Source organism: Rhodococcus sp. NPDC057014 (assembly GCF_042673295.1).
In the GTDB taxonomy this organism is placed as follows: domain Bacteria; phylum Actinomycetota; class Actinomycetes; order Mycobacteriales; family Mycobacteriaceae; genus Rhodococcus_F.
The window spans coordinates 1-19,628 of record NZ_JBHUSF010000158.1; the positions used below are offsets into that span (position 1 = coordinate 1).

The 19,628-nt window shown below is 66.0% G+C and carries 22 protein-coding genes and 1 pseudogene; 14 read left to right on the forward strand and 9 right to left on the reverse strand.

The window, feature by feature from the left end; translation table 11 throughout:
* Nucleotides 1-32: 32 nt before the first annotated feature.
* Genes ACFTZB_RS26395 through ACFTZB_RS26410 form a run of 4 tightly spaced genes read right to left on the reverse strand, consistent with a single transcriptional unit; the run spans nt 33 to nt 4,401 of the window.
* A complete protein-coding gene (locus ACFTZB_RS26395) occupies nt 33-1,178 on the reverse strand; it encodes a hypothetical protein (RefSeq protein WP_257890916.1) in 1,146 nt (381 codons plus the stop codon).
* A 23-nt stretch (nt 1,179-1,201) separates the two neighbouring features.
* Entirely contained in the window at nt 1,202-2,827 is a 1,626-nt protein-coding gene (locus ACFTZB_RS26400; RefSeq protein WP_378435620.1) for a PEP-utilizing enzyme, read from the reverse strand.
* 3 nt (nt 2,828-2,830) lie between these two features.
* Nucleotides 2,831-4,027, reverse strand: coding sequence for a hypothetical protein (locus ACFTZB_RS26405; protein WP_378435622.1), 1,197 nt, complete (start codon nt 4,025-4,027; stop codon nt 2,831-2,833).
* Nucleotides 4,024-4,401, reverse strand: coding sequence for a PEP-utilizing enzyme (locus ACFTZB_RS26410; RefSeq protein ID WP_087556370.1), 378 nt, complete (start codon nt 4,399-4,401; stop codon nt 4,024-4,026). Before ACFTZB_RS26410 ends, ACFTZB_RS26405 begins: the two co-directional genes overlap by 4 nt.
* A 191-nt stretch (nt 4,402-4,592) precedes the next feature.
* Between ACFTZB_RS26410 and ACFTZB_RS26415 the strand changes: the two genes are divergently transcribed.
* The 8 genes from ACFTZB_RS26415 (at nt 4,593) to ACFTZB_RS26450 (ending at nt 11,273) form a co-directional block, all read left to right on the forward strand.
* Nucleotides 4,593-5,126 (forward strand): putative immunity protein, encoded by a 534-nt coding sequence (locus ACFTZB_RS26415; protein ID WP_378435624.1) that lies wholly within the window; start codon nt 4,593-4,595, stop codon nt 5,124-5,126.
* A gap of 78 nt (nt 5,127-5,204) precedes the next feature.
* Nucleotides 5,205-6,284 carry an ABC transporter permease gene (locus ACFTZB_RS26420; RefSeq protein ID WP_378435626.1) on the forward strand — a complete coding sequence of 360 codons (1,080 nt, stop codon included), beginning with the start codon at nt 5,205-5,207 and terminating at the stop codon, nt 6,282-6,284.
* A complete protein-coding gene (locus ACFTZB_RS26425) occupies nt 6,281-7,105 on the forward strand; it encodes an ABC transporter ATP-binding protein (RefSeq protein ID WP_378435628.1) in 825 nt (274 codons plus the stop codon). The genes ACFTZB_RS26420 and ACFTZB_RS26425 overlap by 4 nt, the downstream gene beginning before the upstream one ends.
* Nucleotides 7,102-7,971 (forward strand): ABC transporter ATP-binding protein, encoded by an 870-nt coding sequence (locus ACFTZB_RS26430; RefSeq protein ID WP_378435630.1) that lies wholly within the window; start codon nt 7,102-7,104, stop codon nt 7,969-7,971. The genes ACFTZB_RS26425 and ACFTZB_RS26430 overlap by 4 nt, the downstream gene beginning before the upstream one ends.
* Entirely contained in the window at nt 7,964-8,569 is a 606-nt protein-coding gene (locus ACFTZB_RS26435) for a TetR family transcriptional regulator (RefSeq protein ID WP_378435632.1), read from the forward strand. Before ACFTZB_RS26430 ends, ACFTZB_RS26435 begins: the two co-directional genes overlap by 8 nt.
* A gap of 34 nt (nt 8,570-8,603) precedes the next feature.
* Nucleotides 8,604-10,112 (forward strand): YdiU family protein, encoded by a 1,509-nt coding sequence (locus ACFTZB_RS26440; RefSeq protein ID WP_378435634.1) that lies wholly within the window; start codon nt 8,604-8,606, stop codon nt 10,110-10,112.
* Nucleotides 10,113-10,287: 175 nt separating this feature from the next.
* Nucleotides 10,288-10,671 (forward strand): hypothetical protein, encoded by a 384-nt coding sequence (locus ACFTZB_RS26445; protein ID WP_378435636.1) that lies wholly within the window; start codon nt 10,288-10,290, stop codon nt 10,669-10,671.
* The gene (locus ACFTZB_RS26450) at nt 10,668-11,273 is read left to right on the forward strand and encodes a zeta toxin family protein (protein ID WP_378435638.1); all 606 of its coding nucleotides are present in this window, start codon (nt 10,668-10,670) and stop codon (nt 11,271-11,273) included. Before ACFTZB_RS26445 ends, ACFTZB_RS26450 begins: the two co-directional genes overlap by 4 nt.
* Before the next feature lie 34 nt (nt 11,274-11,307).
* Here the strand turns inward: ACFTZB_RS26450 and ACFTZB_RS26455 are convergent, their stop codons facing one another.
* Nucleotides 11,308-11,760: a winged helix-turn-helix transcriptional regulator gene (locus ACFTZB_RS26455; protein ID WP_378435640.1), complete on the reverse strand. Its 453-nt coding sequence runs from the start codon at nt 11,758-11,760 to the stop codon at nt 11,308-11,310.
* Nucleotides 11,761-11,850: 90 nt separating this feature from the next.
* Here ACFTZB_RS26455 and ACFTZB_RS26460 point away from each other — a divergent pair, with 90 nt between their 5' ends.
* Nucleotides 11,851-12,444 carry a dihydrofolate reductase family protein gene (locus ACFTZB_RS26460; protein ID WP_378435642.1) on the forward strand — a complete coding sequence of 198 codons (594 nt, stop codon included), beginning with the start codon at nt 11,851-11,853 and terminating at the stop codon, nt 12,442-12,444.
* A gap of 63 nt (nt 12,445-12,507) precedes the next feature.
* Nucleotides 12,508-12,891: a PPOX class F420-dependent oxidoreductase gene (locus ACFTZB_RS26465; protein WP_378435643.1), complete on the forward strand. Its 384-nt coding sequence runs from the start codon at nt 12,508-12,510 to the stop codon at nt 12,889-12,891.
* A gap of 19 nt (nt 12,892-12,910) precedes the next feature.
* Here ACFTZB_RS26465 and ACFTZB_RS26470 read toward each other — a convergent pair whose 3' ends face one another.
* Complete coding sequence (locus ACFTZB_RS26470) at nt 12,911-13,618, reverse strand: TetR/AcrR family transcriptional regulator C-terminal domain-containing protein (RefSeq protein WP_378435645.1); 708 nt, start codon at nt 13,616-13,618, stop codon at nt 12,911-12,913.
* Nucleotides 13,619-13,738: 120 nt separating this feature from the next.
* Here ACFTZB_RS26470 and ACFTZB_RS26475 point away from each other — a divergent pair, with 120 nt between their 5' ends.
* The 4 genes and pseudogenes from ACFTZB_RS26475 to ACFTZB_RS26490 all read left to right on the forward strand — a co-directional run bounded on the left by ACFTZB_RS26475 (nt 13,739) and on the right by ACFTZB_RS26490 (nt 16,165).
* On the forward strand, nt 13,739-14,956 hold the full coding sequence (locus ACFTZB_RS26475; RefSeq protein WP_378435647.1) for a fatty acid desaturase family protein: 1,218 nt from the start codon (nt 13,739-13,741) through the stop codon (nt 14,954-14,956).
* A gap of 83 nt (nt 14,957-15,039) precedes the next feature.
* A pseudogene (locus ACFTZB_RS26480) lies at nt 15,040-15,216 on the forward strand (IclR family transcriptional regulator C-terminal domain-containing protein); the annotation flags it as partial.
* A 224-nt stretch (nt 15,217-15,440) separates the two neighbouring features.
* Nucleotides 15,441-15,839 (forward strand): substrate-binding domain-containing protein, encoded by a 399-nt coding sequence (locus ACFTZB_RS26485; protein ID WP_378435649.1) that lies wholly within the window; start codon nt 15,441-15,443, stop codon nt 15,837-15,839.
* 74 nt (nt 15,840-15,913) lie between these two features.
* Nucleotides 15,914-16,165, forward strand: a complete 252-nt coding sequence (locus ACFTZB_RS26490) for a 3-hydroxyacyl-CoA dehydrogenase family protein (RefSeq protein ID WP_378435658.1) — start codon at nt 15,914-15,916, stop codon at nt 16,163-16,165.
* Nucleotides 16,166-16,402: 237 nt separating this feature from the next.
* Here the strand turns inward: ACFTZB_RS26490 and ACFTZB_RS26495 are convergent, their stop codons facing one another.
* The 3 genes from ACFTZB_RS26495 to dnaK form a co-directional block, all read right to left on the reverse strand.
* The gene (locus tag ACFTZB_RS26495; protein ID WP_378435651.1) at nt 16,403-17,488 is read right to left on the reverse strand and encodes a DnaJ C-terminal domain-containing protein; all 1,086 of its coding nucleotides are present in this window, start codon (nt 17,486-17,488) and stop codon (nt 16,403-16,405) included.
* Nucleotides 17,489-17,568: 80 nt separating this feature from the next.
* Complete coding sequence (grpE, locus tag ACFTZB_RS26500) at nt 17,569-18,240, reverse strand: nucleotide exchange factor GrpE (protein ID WP_378435653.1); 672 nt, start codon at nt 18,238-18,240, stop codon at nt 17,569-17,571.
* The coding region (dnaK, locus tag ACFTZB_RS26505; RefSeq protein ID WP_378435655.1) for a molecular chaperone DnaK at nt 18,237-19,628 on the reverse strand (1,392 nt) is incomplete at its 5' end. The genes dnaK and grpE, both read right to left, overlap by 4 nt.

Sequence of the window (19,628 nt, forward strand, 5' to 3'; positions counted from 1 at the left end):
GACAATTAGTCCGCGGCCCCGTCACGCTCCGGTCAGAGGAAGGACGTCTCCTTCGTCAGCCCGTAGCGGGGATGCTCACCGATCACCATCGATTCGAAGATGCCGTACCCGACGGCGTCGCCTTCGCGGCAGCGGATCACGCAGTCCCGCAACTGGTGTACCTCGCGTGCGGTATCGGAATCGGAGACATCCGCGTACCGTTCACCGTCGAGGTGTTCGGGTCCCTGCCATTGCCCGTGCCGCTGGCCCTTGAACCCGAAGTACAGTCCCGTGCCGAGGTGGAACCCGGTGTCACTGACCGGTTCGATCTCGAGGGTGCGCGTCTCGCCCCACCCCGCATCGAAGGTCAGCGTCCCACCGAGGAGTCGCCTGTTGTCGGGGTCGTACTTGAGGTCGTCTCTCAATCCTTGCAGCGGGCGCTGGGTTCCGTCGGGGAGATTCTCGAAGCCCGAGAAGTAGGTCACCGCACCGTCGACCCATTGCAGGTAGTGGTGGATCTCGTAGCTGGACCCGTCGGGACGCTGCATCCACATCGGACTCCAGGTGAGAATGAAGTCGCCGTCGAGCCGCTGAGGTTTGAAGACATCCGGTGCGGGCTCACCGACGTCCATCCGCACTCCCCAGGAGTGGTCGCGGAAGCCGAACCACTCCTCGTCGCGCACCTCGATACGCTCGCCGTCGAGCCAGATCTCACCGCTGACCGTCGACGCCTGGTGGTACCGGAGCAGATCGGACTGCACCCGGAAGCCCTGCGGCTCACGCTGGGCATCCTTCTGCTCCAGAAACGGCGGCAGCACTCCGGTGACGGTGAGGTCGAATCGCAGTGGGACCACGTCGTTCTCCTGCAGGACCCAGCGCACCTGACGGAGCGGCTCGATGACCTCGTAGTCCAAGGGCCCCACACCGATCCGCTCGCCGTCGAGATCGAGCTGCCTGCTGGCTCGAACCGTCAGCTGCTCCTTCCCCCGCGAGACGCCGGCGAACATGTCCATCACGTTCCGGTTGTGGTATTTCCCGAGACCGATGTCGACCTGGATGGACCCGTCACGAGCGAAGAGCGAAGACCACAGCTTCTCCGTCCACGACGTGTCGGCATGGCTGATGGTCGCGAAGGTTTCCGGCGTCTGATGACACAACAGCTCGTCGGCGTGAATGAGTTTCTGCATCGATTGGCGCATGGGAGCGCCTCCTCTCGAATGGTTCAGCGAATGGGTGAGAAGGATCCGGGCATGTCGTGTGCCACCAGGGCACCTCCGAATACGGCCGCGGCCCGGTCGTCGTCGTCGAACGGATCAGGGTAGAGCGCAAGCGTCTTCGGCGACATCGCCCAGTCGACCTGATCCGTCACCCCGGCCTCGGCGGCAAAGGGGCGAAGCCCCGAGGTGTACATGGTGGTGGCGGCCATGATTCGGCCGCTCCGGTCCATGGTGGCGAATTTCTGATACAGGCCCATGTGGCATCGGCTGAGATCCGCCGCAACATTCGGCCAGTCTTCCGGCGCGATCAGCTCACGGGTGCCGTCGGCGCGATACCCGTACACGGCAGCTTCGTCGACGACGGCGAGAAGTTGATCCGGTTCGGTGAACGTGGTTCCCCAGTCGTTGATTTCGAACTCGGTGAACTTCGCGCGGTCGAACGTCAGGACCATCGTCAATCCGGTGTAGGGCGGGTCCAGATCGTCCGCCCACGGATACGCCCATGCACTGGGGCCGAGGGAGAGATAGTCCCGCACGATCGTCTGCCGGTTTCCCGTCGGCCGCGGATACGGACCGGAGTCGCAGATGCCGACCCGTGAATCACAGAAATACAGGAACGAGTATCCCGACACCGTGGCGTTCAGCCGCTTGAGGCTCTTCGCGGTGGCCGCATCCAACACCGTTGCCGCGCCGACCAGCTCGTCGACGACGGCCGTCGGCAGGTACCGGTTGGTGAATCCGGCGTCCTTGTAGTCGAGTGTGCCGTCACCACGATGTGCCAGGGTGAGCCGGCGCCAGAAGTCCACGACGGTGCGGATATCCTCCCGGTGGTCACCGGGCTCGATGGCGCCCATCTGGATCAGGCACTCTCGACCGCAGAGGAAGTGGTAGCCGATCATCCAGATCCACAGCGGGCTGACCTTGTTCGGCCCCTCACGCAACCGGCGACCCAGCTCTTCCGCCGGCACAGCCGCGTCGATCACACGTATCCGATCCACGTAGCTGTGGAAATCCTCGATGACCGACAGCGTCATGTAGGGCAGCATCGGAAACAGTTCGGACGTGAACCCGGACCGGCGCGTCAATTCGGGTTTCATGGCCCGGCCCATGTGCTGGACGAGGTCGTCGAGGCGGTCGTCGGTGAGTTCCTCGGAGAGGAGTGCCTCGAGCGCAGCACCCGAGACGTCGACCGTGAAGTCCTTGACGGCGATCTCGTCTCCCACGCGCCGGATGTAGTCCCACCATGCGGCGCTCACATCCGCGGACGGGTCCGATGCGGTGTCAGGATCCGGGGAAGCAACGACTCCCGTCTGCTCGTCGATACGAAGCGTGACTTCGGTGCCGTCGGGGATGTCCTCGGACAGTTCGGTACCGACCAGACACGGGACCTCGAACTCTCGTGAGACGATCGCCAGGTGTGAGCGGAGTGTCCCATCCAGACAGACGATTCCCCCGAGCCGGCCCAGGATCGGTGACAGGAATGTCGTGCCGCCCGACGCGACGAGCGCGATCGTGGACTCGAGGTCGCTGTCGAGCGAGGCGATCACGTCGTCCGGTGACCGGAAATGGCGCACTGTTCCGGTCACCGGCGCAAAGGCGTACGACGGATCTCCCTTCCCGAGAATCGACATGGCCTAACCTCCCAGTGGACGGAAGCAACCGTCGCGGTCCTGCGGAACGAAGACGCCGCCGATCAACTGCAGCGCGAGGTCGGGATCGCTGAACTTCTGGAAGGATTCGGCGATCCGCGGCGTTATGGACCAATCGATCTCGTCGTAGCAGCCGGCGAGTCGTGCCCACGCCTTGAGCTTCCACGCGTACATCTCGGTGGCGTACAGGTTGCGTTCCTCGGCATCGGTTTCGGCCAACCGCTGGTACAGCGCTCGGTGTGCCTTGCGGATCGCCTTGGTGGCCTCCTCGACCTCGTCAGCACCGAGCGGGCGGAGGGTGCCGTCGTCGGTGCAGAACACCCGGGTTTCGATGATGTCGGCCTGGTAGTCGCTGGGTGTGAACCAGGCAGTGCCCCAGACGTTGTTGTCCATCTTCACCGTGGCGGGCAGCCGGTAGGCGATGACGAAATGATGGTAGGGCAGCGTTTCCCGGATGCCGTCGACCCAGGGGAAGTCTCCGTCGCCGTCCGTGCAGGTCTCGCGCAGCGCGAGGAACGTGCCGTCCTCGAGCTGATAGGGTCCGGTGTCGCACACCGCGGTTCGCGCGTCGCAGTTCTCCAGGAACGCGTACGCGGTCAGCCGCGCACCGAACTTGCGAATCCCCGCCTTCACCTCGTCGTCGGCGGGGACGAGGTGGGACCGGATCTGCGCCAGCACGTCGTCGTCGATGACATGGGAACTGTTCTCGGGCTCCGCGTCCATGTTGAACAGGACGTTGTCGGTGCGCATGGCGATGGTCGCCTCACGCCAGAAGCGGAGCACCTCGAGCTGATCCTCCAGACCGTCCGACAGCGTGTTCTCTTTGAGGTCGACGAACAGTTCGCGACCGGTGAGGTAGTGCAGCGGGGTGGCCGCGAGGTTGATGAAGCTGCGCTTGTTGCCGATGGGCAGAGCCTTGCGCACCAGTTCGGTGGGGGTGGCGTGCTGCCGGATGGTACGGATGCGCTCCGGCACCCTGAGGTAGTCCTCCATCATCGACATCAGGATGTAGGTGTTCATGCCGAACAGTTCCGACTCGAACACGGTCCGCGCGGACAGTTCGGACTTGTAGGCCGCACCCGCGGCGTGCACGAGCCAGTTCCACTCCTCGAGTGTGGGCTCGTAGGCCGGGTCCGTGTACAGAGCCTCCACGTTCACGGGAGTGGTCAGTTGCGCGGTCACGCCGTCACCGCCCCTGCCGCGACGGCCACGCGGGCGGTCTCGGTATCGGACAGGTCCAGCACCACGGTGTCGCCGTCGGCGACGGTTCCGGTCAGTTCGGCGGCGAGCACGCAGGGCACGTCGGACTCCCGCGACAGGATCGCGAGGTGCGATTCCCGGCTCCCGGCTGTACAGACGATCGCGCGCAGGTCGGGCAGGATCGGCGACAGAAAGGTCATCCCACCCTTGCTGACGAACGCGATCGTGTCCTCGAGATCGTCGTCGTCGATCGACAGCACGTCGGCCGTGTCGTTGAACCACCGCGCCGTACCGCGAACCTCCCCTGCGGTGAATAGGTTGACACCGGTCCCGACCTCGTTCAGGTCTCCGCTCATCACATACTCCGTTCGGCCCATTCGTGGGCGTGGGATTGTCTTGAACACGCACTTTCGTCGGTGCCAGGAACGCTACGAGTGGCTGTGTCGTGCGCCACAGTCCACTTTGGGGGACAGTCTCGACACCGGTCACCGCGGCGGCACACACACCGAATTCCTCGCAGCTGCGTCCGGTGGCCGACAATGGACCCATGGCAGGGGACGCACCGGAAATCGTTCTGAGCAATCAGGATCTTCGTGAGGTCACCGCGTTCGCCGCGGGGTGCGCGAACGGGGTACTCGACATATTCGAGGCCGATCAGCCGGACGACTCCCGGCCTCGCGACGCGATCGCTACCGCGCGGGAGTTCGCTCGAGGTGGTGAGCGCGGGAAACCTCTGCGCGACGCAGCGTGGGCGGCGCTCGCGGCCGCCAAGGGCACCGCCACCGAGGCCGCGCGCGAGGCGGCGTGGGCGGCGATGGCTGCGGCGGGCGCCGCTTACCTACATCCCTTGGCGAAGGCCACCCAGGTCAAGCACATTCTCGGAGCGGCCGCGTACGCGGCCAGAGCGGCCGAACTCGTCGCCGGTGACGATCGGACCGTCGGCGCCGAACACGTCGAGCAAGCGGTCCAGCGTGCGACCCCAGGCGTCGTCGACGTACTCGGACGTTTTCCGGCGGCACCGGTCGGCGGCGGACGGGTCGGCGAGTTGATCCGCATGCTGGACGCCGCCCTTCGGCCGTGACAGACGCGGCGGATCGCCGACACGGCGGGTAATTCATCAACCGTTGACCCCGGCCACGCGGCGTGCCTAGCATCGAATATGCGCGCCATGATTCTCAAGGAATTTCGCGAACTTCGGCGGGACCCCCGCACATTGGCGATGTTGATCGCGCTGCCGCTTCTCCTGCTCGTGATCTTCGGCTATGCGGCCAACTTCTATGTGTCCTCGGTCGAGACTGCGGTCATGGGCCCCTCGGCTCAGCAGGTGAGCACGTCGTTGCCGCCGTTCTTCGACGTGACGCAGACAGACGTCGACGGCTCGACGGCCCAGGCGACGGATCTGTTGCGGGAGAACAAGGTCGACGTCGTCGTGGTGACCGGTTCGACGCCGGCCGAGCAGTCGACGGCACTGGTGGACGGCTCGAATCTGTTCGCTGCCCAGTCGACGGTGTCGATCCTGAACAAACTCGGCGACCAGGTCCGCACCGAGGTGTTGTTCAATCCCGACCTGAAGACGTCGTGGGTGATGGTGCCGGCGATCATCGGCCTCATCCTCACGTTCATCGGCACGATCGTCACCAGCATCGGCCTGGTCCGGGAACGCGAGGCCGGGACCCTCGAGCAACTCGCGGTCATGCCGATCCGCCCGAGTCAGGTGATCCTGGGCAAGATCGTGCCCTATTTCCTGCTCGCCGCGCTGGACATGACCGTTGTGACGGTGCTGGGCATGGTGCTGTTCGGGGTGCCGTTCAACGGCAACGTGCTGGTTTTCGCGCTCGGCGCCGCGCTCTTCCTGTTCGTCGTCCTCGGTCTCGGTGTGCTGATATCGACGATCTCGCAGACCACCGGACAAGCGATCCAAACGGCATTCCTGTTCCTGATGCCACAGATCTTGTTGTCCGGCATGATTTTCCCGCTCGACGCGATGGCGGCTGGGGTTCGCTGGATCGGCTACCTGCTTCCGCTGACGTATTTCACGATGATCTCGCAGGGCGTGATGTTGCGTGACGCGCCGATCTCGTCGTTGTGGTTGCCGCTGGTCGTGCTGGCCGTGATGGCGATCGTGGTGTTCACCGGGTCGACGCTTCGTTTCCGGCGAGATCTCGCGCCGGACGTTTCGAAGGCGAGTAAGGCGGAGCCGTCGAAATCGGTCGATCCGACCGGTGCGGACGCCGCATGATCGCCGCGACCGAGTCCGTCGTCGTCCGGTTCGGCGACCGGACAGCCCTCGACGGAGTGAGCATCGACGTTCCGGCCGGCCAGGTGGTGGCCCTGGTCGGTGGCGACGGAGCGGGGAAGTCGACCCTGTTGCGGACGTTCGTGGGAGAGGTCCTCCCCGACAGTGGGACCGTGCACGCCCCGGCCAAGCACGACATCGGGTTTCTCTGTGCGGGCCCGGGGAGTTGGGCGGCGCTGACGGTTCGGCAGAACATGGATTTCGTCGGCGGCATCTACGGCCTGGGCGGCAGCGAATTGGCCGAGCGGCGCGAGGAACTCATCGACCGCGCCGGGCTGGGTGATGCGGCGGACCGACTCGCGTCGGCGTTGTCGGGCGGGATGCGGCGCAAACTGGGCACGGCGATGGCGATGCTGCACCGGCCCACGATGCTGATCCTCGACGAACCGAGTACCGGCGTCGACCCCGTGAGCCGCATCGACCTGTGGCGATTGATCTCGGAGGCCGCCGCGGACGGTGCGGCCGTGATCATGTCGACGACATACCTCGACGAGGCCGAGCGAGCCGGGCACCTCGTCGTCCTCGACTCCGGCCGAATCCTCACCCAGGGCTCCTACGACGACGTGCGTGCCGGGTTCACCGGCACCATCACCTCGGCAGCGGATCCGGTGCGACCGGAGTGGTCGTGGCGCCGCGGCCGGGAACGTCACGAGTACTGGGAGGACGGACACCCCGGCACCGACGCCGCGACCATCACGCCCGACCTCGAAGACATCGTCATCGCGTTGTCGCTGACACGTCGGCGGGAGGTCGGGGCATCATGACCGGTGACGTTCTGCGGGCAAGCTCGGTGACCCGGAAGTTCGGTGATTTCACGGCCGTCGACTCGATGTCGATGACCGTCGCCCCCGGCGAGGTGGTCGGTCTTCTCGGGGCCAACGGGGCCGGGAAGACCACGCTGATCCGGATGCTCCTGGGTCTGCTCGCCGCGACGGAGGGAGCGGTCGAGTTGCTCGGCGGCCCGCCGGACCGAACGCGGAGGGCGCGCATGGGTTACGTGCCCCAGAACCTCGGCCTCTACCGTGATCTGACCGTCGCGGAGAACCTGGCCTTCAGCGCGGAGGCCTACGGTGTTCCCGTGCCCGGTGTTCCCGCCGAACTTCACGACGCGCGCAACACCCTCGTCCGCGAACTGGCCCTGGGCTCGCAACGACAGGTGGCATTCGTCGTGGCATTGGCACACGAACCCGACGTGCTGGTGTTGGACGAGCCGACCTCCGGGGTGGACGCACTGTCCCGGGCGCGGCTGTGGGACACGATCCGGCAGCAGGCCGACAACGGCGTCGGCGTCCTGGTGACCACCCACTACATGGAAGAAGCACAGCAATGTGATCGCCTGTTGCTGATGTCGTCCGGGCAGCTCGTCGGCGCAGGCAGCGAGGACGACATCATCGGCGACACCCGCGCGGTCGCCGTGCACACTCCGGAATGGGCACAGGCATTCGCGGCACTGAACGATGCCGGAATTCCCGTCATCCTGGACGGCCGTGCGATCCGAGTTCCGGACACGGATCCGGCGACGATCGATTCCGTCCTGGACACAGCCGGCATCGCGGCCGATATCCGGCCCGTGCGCGCCACCATCGAAGAGCGCATGCTGGTCCTCGCGCGTGCCGGAGCACATGGATAGTCGCGCGCCCGGACGGCCGAAGGTCGTCGCCGACTCCGCCGACAAGCGTGGCATCATTCTGCGGTCAGCGCGAGAGCTGTTCTCCGATCGAGGATTCGACCGAACGACCATGCGCGCCATCGCCAAAGAGGCCGACGTCGACCCGGCGCTCATCCATCACTACTTCGGCAACAAGAACGCGCTCCTGGTGGCCGCCCTGCAACCGGAGGTCGACGCGAAGACCGTATTCTCCGGAATCACCGCCGAGACCGACGCGCCCGGTGAGATCTTCGTCCGACGCGTACTCGAATTCTGGGAGACGAACCCACAGCAGCGAGCACGGGCAATCGCGCTGCTGCGAGTCGCCGTCACGCACGACGAGATCGCCATGCGAGTACGAGACTTCTTCCTCGGACTCGTGCAACGCGCACTCGGCGATGTCGTCCGCAGCGATCATCAGGACGAGCGTTACGCACTGGTGGTCAGCCAAACGGCCGGGCTGGCGATATCGAAATACATCCTCCTGCTCCCCGACGTCGCCAATGCCCCCATCGAAGTTCTCGCTCGGCGAGTGGGCCCGAACATCGACAACTACCTCTTCAGCGACTTCGACGGGTAACTGTTCGCGGTTGTGCAGCGATTACCCTGAGCTGATGGCTGCAATCCCCGATTCCACCGTGCGCACGAACACCGCGCTGCCCGGCCTCGCGAGCACCTTCGCCGACGAGCTGGGCGCCCTGACGGTGCCGTGGCAGGGCGCCCCTGCGCCCGGCTCCACCCTGCTCGTGCTCAACGAGCGCCTCGCGGCGTCGCTACGGTTGGATGTCGACGCACTGCGAAGCGTGGACGGGGTCGGCGTCCTGTCCGGATCGAAGGCACCGACCGGGGCCAAACCGGTAGCGATGGCATATGCGGGCCATCAGTTCGGCGGATACGTGCCGCTCCTCGGAGACGGTCGGGCGTTGCTGCTCGGCGAACTGACCAACAGTGACGGTCAGCGCGTGGATCTGCACCTCAAGGGCTCGGGGCGAACCCCGTTCTCCCGGGGCGGCGACGGCTTCGCGGTCGTCGGCCCCATGCTGCGTGAATACCTCGTCAGCGAGGCCATGTACGCCCTCGGCATCCCCACCACCCGCGCACTGTCGGTGATCGCGACGGGCCGGCCCGTCCACCGGAACGGCACCGAACCCGGCGCCGTGCTCGCCCGAGTCGCAGCCAGCCACCTGCGCGTCGGCACGTTCGAATATGCAGCGCGGCAAGGCGATCTGCTGCAGCCGCTCGCCGACTACGCGATCGCCCGTCACTACCCGAAGCTCACCGAACTGCCGGCGAACGGTGACGGCAACCGCTACCTGACATTCTTCGAGGCCGTGGTCGAGGCGCAAGCGTCACTGGTGGCACGGTGGATGCTCACCGGTTTCGTGCACGGGGTGATGAACACCGACAACACGACCATCTCCGGGGAGACCATCGACTACGGTCCGTGCGCCTTCCTCGACACCTACGACCCGACAGCGGTGTTCAGTTCGATCGACCACAGCGGCCGCTATGCGTTCGGCAACCAACCCGCCGTCCTGAAATGGAATCTGGCGCGCTTCGCCGAAACGCTGCTCACGCTGTTCGCCCAGGCGCCCGATGACGCGATCACCGCGGCATCGGCAGTCCTCGACACCTTCGACGAGCGGTACGACGGCCACTACGCGGCCGGCATGGCGGCCAAGCTCGGCATGGCCCGCACAGCCCTCGACCGAGCACTGATCGACGACCTTCTGACGCTGGTACAGGAACACCGCGTCGACTGGACCAGTGGTTTCCGTGCCCTCGCGGACGAACTACGCGGAAATTCGGTACCTCTCGACAGCCTCGCACCGCGCGAGCACACCGAGCCGTGGTTGCAACGCTGGCGCAGCGCCCTGACACAGCACCGGCGCGGGTCGGCGGAGACCGCGGACGCGATGGACCGCGTCAACCCGCTCTACATCCCACGCAACCATCAACTCGACGCTGCCTTACGGGCCGCGACCGACGGTGAACTCGCCCCATTCGAGAAGCTACTGGAGGTCGTCACCCATCCGTTCGACCGCCGCGACGCATGGTCCGACTACACCACACCCGCCCCGCCCTCGTTCAGCCGAACGTTCCAAACCTTCTGCGGCACATAACCACTGGCCAGAATTCACTCGCCGCGAGCCGGCAGGCCGACTTACGTGCGCGATGGGTACCCATTAGCGTCGGGTAGGAACTGAAGTCGCCGAAAGCCCCGCTGGGCGATCGCCGACACAGCCTGTAGCCGTTAGCTACACTTGTAGCAAGTAGCTACACCACAGGAGGGCAGCAATGCCGAGTAGTGGAGACAAGGTCACCCGCCTGGCAGCAGACCTGGTAGCCAGCGCCATGGCCGAAGGAGAACGGCAGCACCGCACAGGACGTCAGCAACTCGAACACTGGGCCCGGGTGGGACGGGCGGTCTCGAGCCGGCAGACCGCGGCCCGGCGCCGAGTAGAGGAAGCCCTCGCCGGCCGGTTGCCGATCGGCGAACTCGGAACCGAAGAAGGCACAGCGTTCAACGCCGAGATCAACGCGGCGATCGAGGAACAACTGGCCACCGCCGACTATGGCGCCGCGCTCGCGGCCCAGGGAGTCACCACTGTCGCGTTATCCGAGGACGGTCAGATCATCGAGTATCGTCCCGACGGCACCCACGCAGTCCTGCCCGAGTGAAACGACTCGACTTGGTGGTCGGCTGCAACGGCGCCGGCAAGTCCACCTTCGTGGCGCTCACCCTTGCTCCCCTGCTGCCTGCCAGCCCGTTAGTCAATGCCGACGAGATCGCCAGACAACGATGGCCGGCGAATCCGGCTGCACACTCCTACGCGGCGGCAGAGATCGCCGCGAAGACCCGATCACACCTACTGAGCCGGGGAATGTCGTTCATCGCCGAGACGGTGTTCTCCCATCCGTCGAAGCTGAAGTTGATCGACGAAGCGCGCACACACGAGTACACCGTCGTCTTGCATGTGGTGATGGTTCCAGAGGAGCTAGCTGTCCAGCGTGTGCGCTACCGGGTGCGAGCCGGCGGGCACGATGTGCCGGAAGACAAGATCCGCCAGCGATACCAAAGATTGTGGGGTCTCGTCGCTCAGGCGTTCCCACGTTGTGATCACGTGACCGTGTACGACAACAGCGCGAGCACCGGCCCGCGCATCGTCGCCCAGTTCACCGACGGATACCTCGTCGGCGAAGCCAACTGGCCCTCCTGGACACCCACAGAACTGACCGCGAGCACCAGCCCGGGCGCACAACCAAAGGACCCGAACGTCTGACCGATCACCGGGAGGGCGGGGCGGGCCGCACCGTTCACACGGCGGCGCCGGGTCCTTGGAGTAGTTCGACGTCGCCGGCGTGCATCGACTCGCCGCAGTGTGCGCAACGCAGGTCGGCTGTACTGATCTCGCCGCACGCGTGGTGGCGGTAGAGGACCGGCGGGCCCGCCTCCCCCGCGAGCCAGTTGTCGCCCCAGGTGGCCATTGCCATTAGAACGTCGAGGAGCTGGACGCCTTTCTCGGTCAGGACGTATTCGTACCGCGGCCGTCGGTCGTAGGGCCGGCGCTCGAGCACGCCGCGCTCCACGAGGTGGTTGAGTCGTTCGGTCAGGACCTTGCGCGAGATGCCGAGGTCGGCCTGAATCTGCTCGAATCGGGTGAATCCGGCCCACACGTCGCGCAGGATCAGCGGCGACCAGGGCTCCCCGATGACGTCGAGCGTTCGCGCGATCGAGCACACCATCCCACCGAAATCTGTGCGTTGCATGGAACCAGTCTAACAATCGGGGTTCCCTGAAGGAACTCAGACTGTTACGCTCATGAAGTCTCCTGAAGGAACCCCGAAAGGAACACGAAGATGAGCAAGGTCTTCAGCGCCCACGCGGTCTCGGTCGACGGTTACATCACCGGCCGAAATCCGGGACCCGGCCGCGGAATCGGTGACGGGACATCCCTGTTCGACTGGTACGGCGACGGCGACACCGCCAGTCGGCTGTTCGACGGGTTCCGCCTGAGCGAGCCCAGCGCCCGGATCTTCGACACCCTCGCCGGCCGCGTCGGTGCGGTCGTTGCGGGACGCAACACCTATGAGGATTCCGGTCGTTTCGGCGGCGGCAGCCCACACCCGACGGCTCGCGTGTTCGTCCTCAGCCATCGGCCTGCGCCGGAGATGTCCGAGCAGCAGACACTCGTCACCGGCGGAATCGAGGACGCGGTCGCAGCGGCGCGCGAGACCGCCGGCGACAAGGACGTCAGCCTCATGGGCGGCGGAGTCCTGGCCGCGGCCTTGAAAGCCGGACTCGTCGACGAGGTGGTCCTGCACCAGGTCCCCGTCCTACTGGGCGCCGGTCGCCGCTTCTTCCAGGAGCTCCCGGACCACGTGCAACTCCGTCTACTGGAGGTCGTCCCAGCGCCCGGCGTGACCCATCTCCACTACGCGGTGGTCCGATGACCCTTGCCGCCTACCCCACGACGTCGGCCTCGCGCCGGCGCCCTCAGATGAAGGAGCAGATCCATGCTTGACCCCGACGTGCGCCGCATACTCGACGGCACCTCGATCGCTCACCTCGCCACCACCCTCCCCGACGGCTCGCCCCACACCGTTCCCCTCTGGATCGGCGCGCACGGCGACCGAATCGTCTTCCTCACCGGTCCCGGCTCGCGCAAGGCACGCAACCTGCGCCGCGACCCACGGGTGGCGCTGTCCATCGCGCCCGTCGACAACCCGTTCGAGCCCGTCGTCGTCCGCGGGCGAGTAGTCGAATGGCTCGACGGCGATGCCGCGTGGGAGATCGTCGACGAGCTGTCCACGAAGTACACGGGTGCGCCGTACCCCCGCGAGGACGAGCGCGTCGTGGCCGTGATCGAGCCCGAGCGACAGACCGTCGGCGTCGGCTGAGCCGATCACCGACGCGCGCTCATTCCGGATTCAAGCCGTCCCCACGCTTCAGCGTCGCGGTCAGGCCCGCCAGGAGGATGTCGACCCCCCGTTCGAGTTCGGCGGCGCCGTCGTAGGACGCGAGCACCGGCGCCAGACCCCGCAGGAGCGGGAATTCACCGATCGGCAGACGGTGCAGCCCGAGGCGCAGGAGGTCGTCGGATTCGTCGGGTCGCTCGACGAGTTCCTGCAGTTCGTTGAGGACGTGGCCGTAGAGGAAACCGAACAACGCCCGATAGACGTGCAGGGCGTCGGCGTCGGTGAACCCCGCCCGGGTCAGCAGGGTCAGGATGTCCTCGAGGGGGCGCAGGGTGCCGAGCGGCCTGAGCCCGAGCGGCGTCGACAGCGGCCGGGTGACCAGGAGCGGCACCACCTGCGGATGAGCGAGGGCCAGTCGGCGGAAGCCCCGCGCGACCTCCCGAAGTTGGGTGGCCCAGTCGCCGTCGCCGGTATCGACGTCCAGTTCGTCGAGCACCCGCTCGGCGAGACCGTCGAGCAACGCGGCCTTGTTCGGAGCGTGACGGTACAGGGTCATCGGGTCGCGGCCGAGCGCCTTACCGAGGCGGCGCATGGACAGTCCGTCGATGCCGTCCCGGTCGACGATCGCGAGCGCTGCTTCGAGTATCCGCTCCCGGGTGATCGGGCCGCCGTCGGAGTGGATCGAACGATGTTCGGGCTCATCGGCCATCACGACACCTCCACCAACACTGTAGGCCTGAACTGTAGATCTACAGTGTTGACAGTCTGCGGAATGCGGCGTTCACTTCACAGTGAGGCACGAAGCGGGTCGGGAAATCGGGAGTCGAGAATGGCGATATCCGACATCAAGGAATACGCACATCTCACCGAAGAGGATGTCGAGTCGCTCCGCTCCGAACTCGACGCCATCCGGCGGGACGTCACCGATTCGCTCGGTGAGCGCGACGCCACGTACATCCGTCGCACGATCGCGTTCCAGCGTGTGCTGGATGCCTCTGCACGCCTGGTGATCCATTGCAGCCGGGCACGGTTCGGGTGGATCCTCGGGACGACCGCCCTAGCTCTCGCCAAGAGCGTGGAGAACATGGAGATCGGGCACAACGTGTCTCACGGGCAGTGGGACTGGATGAACGACCCGGAAATCCACTCCAGCACGTGGGAGTGGGACATGGCGGGGGTGTCGTCCCAGTGGCAGTACTCGCACAATTATCGTCACCACGTGTTCAGCAACGTCGTCGGAATGGACGACGACCTCGGGTTCGGCGTCATCCGCATCACCCGCGACCAGCCGTGGAAGCCCGAACATCTGCTGCAGCCGCTGCGGAACCTGTTGTTGGCATTCATATTCGAATGGGGCATCGCCCTGCACGGACTGTACTCCGAACGGGACCGCGTCGACACCGCCGCCGAGAAGAGCGCCCACACCCGGGCACTGCTCGGCAAGATCGTTCGCCAGGCCGGCAAGGACTACGTGCTCTTCCCCGCCGTCAGCGGGCGTCGGTGGCGACGGACGCTGACGGCGAACCTCTCGGCCAACCTGCTGCGAAACCTGTGGGCGTACGTCGTGATCTTCTGCGGGCACTTTCCCGACGGCGCAGAGAAGTTCACGCCTGCGGAACTCGAACACGAGACCCGAGCGGAGTGGTATCTACGCCAGATGCTGGGCACCGCCAACTTCCGGGCCGGTGCGGTGCTGGCATTCCTGAGCGGCAACCTCTGCTACCAGATCGAGCATCACCTCTTCCCCGACCTTCCCAGCAACCGCTACGCGGAAATAGCGACGAGGGTCCGCGCCCTGTGTGAGAAATACGATCTGCCCTACACCACCGGTTCGCTTGCCAAGCAATACTTCCTGACCCTGCGCACCATCCACAAGCTGGCATTCCCGGACCGGTTCCTGTCCGCGACCGCCGACGACGCTCCCGAGACCGCGTCCGAACTGAAATTCCGCACTCCCCTCACCACACCTTCCGACGGCGACACCGGACGCCGCACGGGACTACGCACCGCGTTGCGCGAGGCCCGCTCTCGAACGAAAAGGCACTGAGGTCCGCCGGCTGTGCGAAGCGCGTGATGTCGGCACCGCTGATGCACGATCTCGCCGAAGCCACCCACGAGAACGTGCAGCTGATGGTCCTCGACGGACTCGACGTGCTGTGCATCGAGAAGATCTCCGCGCTCACCGCCGTACCGAACGAAACCGAAGTCGGTGGACGCCTTCCCCTGCACGCGACCGCGGTCGGCAAATGCATCCTGGCGAATTCACCGCGCGAGTTGCTCGTCGAGGTCGTCGACCGCGGGCTGACCCGCCAGACCAAACCTGCGAGGGTCGCTCGGGGTGGTTGCTCGATGGCCGGGCAAGCTCGAGCACCTCGCCCCGGCTGTGCGCGCCACGGCGCTGACCATCTCCCGCGGTTGCCGCTGAACCGATCCGCGCACGACATAGCTCACCGTTCCGAGGGACGGATGCGGGCTTCAGCACAGGCCCGTCGTAGGGATGAGTATGCGCGGTACGCGACGCCGCCTCGACCTTGGGCAGGGAGGCGACGCTGCTCGGCCCGTTCACCCCCTCCATCCAGGGTGGCCCCGCCGCAGCGGATGCCGCGATCGGCACCGGTGCCAGCGCGGTCATCGCCCACAACGACCTGCTGGCCATCGGTGCCCTGCGCAGATTCGCCGAACGCGGCGTCACGGTTCCGGACGACATCAGCGTGGTCGGCTTCGACGACATCTTCGGGGCCGACTTCTGCGCCCCACCACTCACGACCGTGTCGGGACCACTCGAAGCAGTCGGACGCACCGCGGTGGACCTGGTGTTGTCATCCCTGCAGAAGGCCGGTCGGACCGCGACGCAGCAACTTCGGGCACCGGCACATCTGGTGATCCGCAGCTCCACCGGTCCAGCGCCCGAAAGAGATTTGCGCACATGAGGATCACTGGATCATGGGCGAGCTGAGCCTCGTGCTGCGAGCCGGAAAACGTCGCTTCGACGGCTCACCGCTTGGTGGTCGATGCCGCGTTCATCGTGAACGCCCTGCTGATCCCCTACCTGCTCAATGCGATTCGAATGGTCGAATCTGGTGCCACAACAGCGACCGATGTCGACAACGCCATGCGCCTGCGGTGCGCCCACCCGATGGGCCCGCTCGCCCTGGCCGATCTGATCGGGCTCGACACCGTCGCGTCCATCGCCGAATCACTGCACCGAGATTTCGGAAAACAGGATCACCTGCCCCGGCACTGCTTCGCCGAATAGTCGACGCCGGCCTCCGTGGCCGAAAATCCGGTCGCAGGTTCCACCAGTACGCGAAGCCGATTCCCGAACCAATGACCGCTCGACGAAACCAAGGTATTCCGCAACACCGTGATCAACAATGGGGATCCGCGGAGCGGCAAGCTCGGCCTCAGGGAGTCCAGGACTTCGTTGTCCCCATCCCGAAGAACGACTCCGACCGGACCGTCCAAGGCGATCACGCCGACGTCTTTCTCGGCATCATCTTCTTCCTGCCCATCCGGCGCGGGGGTCGAATCCGCTTGATTCCTCTGCCCGGGCGTACACACGCAGCGCCTCGGCAGCCTCATGGTCAAGTTCGGGCGGGACCGCGACCTCTACGGTTACCAGCAGATCGCCGACCGTGGTGCCGCGGTGGGCCACCCCGCGTCCGCGCAGTCGGATCGTTCTCCCGGATTGGGCGCCTGGCGGGATCTTCACACTGACCTGGCCATCGAGGGTGGGCACGGACAGCACGGTCCCCAAGGCAAGTTCGGCGAAGGACACGGGAACGGTGACGGTGAGGTCATCGCCGCTGCGGGCGAACACCGGGTCCGGGTCCACCCGCACGGTGACATAGAGGTCCCCCGACGGTGCCCCGGCGAGACCTGGTTCGCCCTGCGCCGGTATCCGGACGCGTTGCCCGTCGCCCACTCCGGGCGGGACGTCGACGGAGATGGTGCGGGCGCGGTCCTCGATCCCGACGCCGTGGCAGTGTGGGCAGGTCCGTTGCCGGGTTCCCGGTCGTGAGCCCGAGCCGTGACAGCTGGTGCACACCATCGGCCCACTCACCCTCAGCGGCAACACCATCCCGGCGACCGCCTCCCGGAAGGACAGCCGGGTCTCGGTCTCGACGTCACTGCCCCGCCTCGGCCGGGCCGACGACCCTCGGGTTCCGGCGCGCCGGAACAGGTCTCCGAGCACATCACCCACTCCGCCCAGAGGATCGCCCACGGTGAAGGGTGAACGGCTCCCGAACAGGTCACCGAATTCGAAGCCGCCCGGCCCGGCGCGCGCGGTCGTGGTGGTGCCAGCTTCGGGGGGAAAACCCGTCCTCGCGGACGCCCCGGATCGGAACAGCCGGCGCGTGCGATCGTAGTCCTTGCGTTTGGCGGGGTCCGATAGCACCGCGTACGCCTCACTGACGGCCTTGAACCGTTCCCCTACCTGGGTGTTGTGCGGGTTTGCGTCCGGATGCAGCTCCCGGGCCAATGTGCGGTATGCCTTCTTGATTTCCTCGGCCGACGCCGTTGAAGGGACACCGAGAGCGGCGTAGAAGTCACGGGCGAGCCATTCCTGCTGCGTCACCGAGAATCCTCCTTTCCCTCTGCCGGTCGCCGGACGAGCTGCGCGCCAAGACCGGCGTTGTCGGGCTCATGGGCGGCGTCTCAGGAATCGTCGGCCGATGTTGTGCCCGTCACGTCCCCTGGCGGAGTGGGTCCCCCGACCACGGTGACTGTCGCGGTCCGCAGCACCTTGCCGCCACCGAATGTGTAGCCGCGTCGGAGCACCCTGTCCACGACGGGATCTCCCCCGGCGCCTTCGTGCTGGACTGCTTCGTGCAGGGTGGGATCGAAGCGGTCGCCCTCTTCACCGAATGCGACCACCCCCAGGCCGCTCAGGATCGCATCGAGTTCGGCCGCGATCGCGCGCAGTGGCCCGGTTTCGAGGTCGCCGTGCTCGCGGGCTCGGTCGAGGTCATCGAGGATCCCGAGAAACTTCGCCACCACCGATGCCGTCGCGGCCTCGACCGACAGGCGCCGGTCGCGTTCTATTCGGCGCCGATAGTTGGTGTACTCGGCTTGCACCCGCTGCAGATCAGCGGTCAACTCCGACACTCGATCAGGGTGTTCGCCCGCGTCCCGATCGGTCCGGTACCCAGGGTGCATCTCGGCGTCCGGGGTGGCCGGGTCGGGTTCCCGTTGTGGGGTCGGGGTGACGGGCTCACTCGGGGTGTGCTCGCGTACCCGGCCGGTATCCGGATCGACACGGCGTTTGTCGGTGATCGAGATCGGTTCCCGCGGCGGCTTGTCGCCGTTGCGCCGCTCGCTGCTGGTCATCGGGTGTCCTCCCGTCCAGGTTCGTCCACCACCTCAGCGTCGAAGACTTCACCACCGGCCCCTTCCGAGGCGCCGTTCCCTCCACCGGTGGCGGCCGAATCCTTCGCCTGTGCGTCGTAGATCGCCTGGCCCAGGGCTTGCGAGTCGGTGGTCAGTTTTTCGATGGCTTCTTTGATGGCCGCGACGTCGCTGCCTTTCAACTTCTCTTGGGTATTCGCGATCGACGACTCGACCTTTTCCTTGACATCGGCGGGCACCTTGTCCTCGTTGTCCTTGATGAACTTCTCGGTCTGATACACCAGCGACTCGGCCTGGTTGCGCACCTCGGCCTCCTCCCGGCGGGCCTTGTCTTCCTCGGCGTGCGCCTCGGCGTCCTTGACCATCCGCTCGATCTCCTCCTTGGACAGGCCCGAGCCCTCCTGGATCTTGATCGTGTTCTCCTTACCGGTGCCCTTGTCCTTCGCGGTCACGTGCACGATGCCGTTGGCGTCGATGTCGAAGGTGACCTCGATCTGCGGCACACCACGCGGTGCCGGCGGAATCCCCGCCAGCTCGAACGAGCCGAGCAGCTTGTTGTGCGAGGCGATTTCGCGCTCACCCTGGAACACCTGGATCTGCACCGACGGCTGGTTGTCGTCAGCCGTGGTGAAGGTCTCGGACCGCTTGGTCGGGATGGTGGTGTTGCGCTCGATCAGCTTGGTCATCACGCCACCCTTGGTCTCGATGCCGAGGGACAGCGGGGTGACGTCGAGGAGCAGCACGTCCTTGACCTCGCCCTTGAGAACGCCGGCCTGCAGGGCGGCGCCGACGGCGACCACCTCGTCCGGGTTGACGCCCTTGTTCGGTTCCTTCCCGCCGGTCAACTCGCGCACCAGATTCGTCACGGCGGGCATACGGGTGGAACCGCCGACGAGCACGACGTGGTCGATGTCCTTGACGGCGATCTTTGCGTCCTTGATCACCGATTGGAACGGCGCGCGGGTGCGGTCGAGGAGATCGGACGTGATCTTCTCGAACTCGCTGCGGGACAACTGCTCGTCGAGGAACAGCGGGTTCTTGTCCGCGTCGACGGTGATGTAGGGCAGATTGATCGACGTGCTCTGCGACGAGCTCAGTTCGATCTTCGCCTTCTCCGCGGCCTCTCGCAGCCGCTGCATCGCCATCTTGTCCTTCGTCAAATCCAACCCGTTGTGCGACTTGAATTTCTCGGCCAGCCACTTCACGATCCTGTCGTCCCAGTCGTCACCACCGAGGTGGTTGTCGCCGGACGTGGCCCGGACTTCAACGACGCCCTCGCCGATTTCGAGCAGCGAGACGTCGAAGGTGCCGCCACCGAGGTCGAAGACCAGGATGGTCTGTTCCTTGTCGCCCTTGTCGAGGCCGTAGGC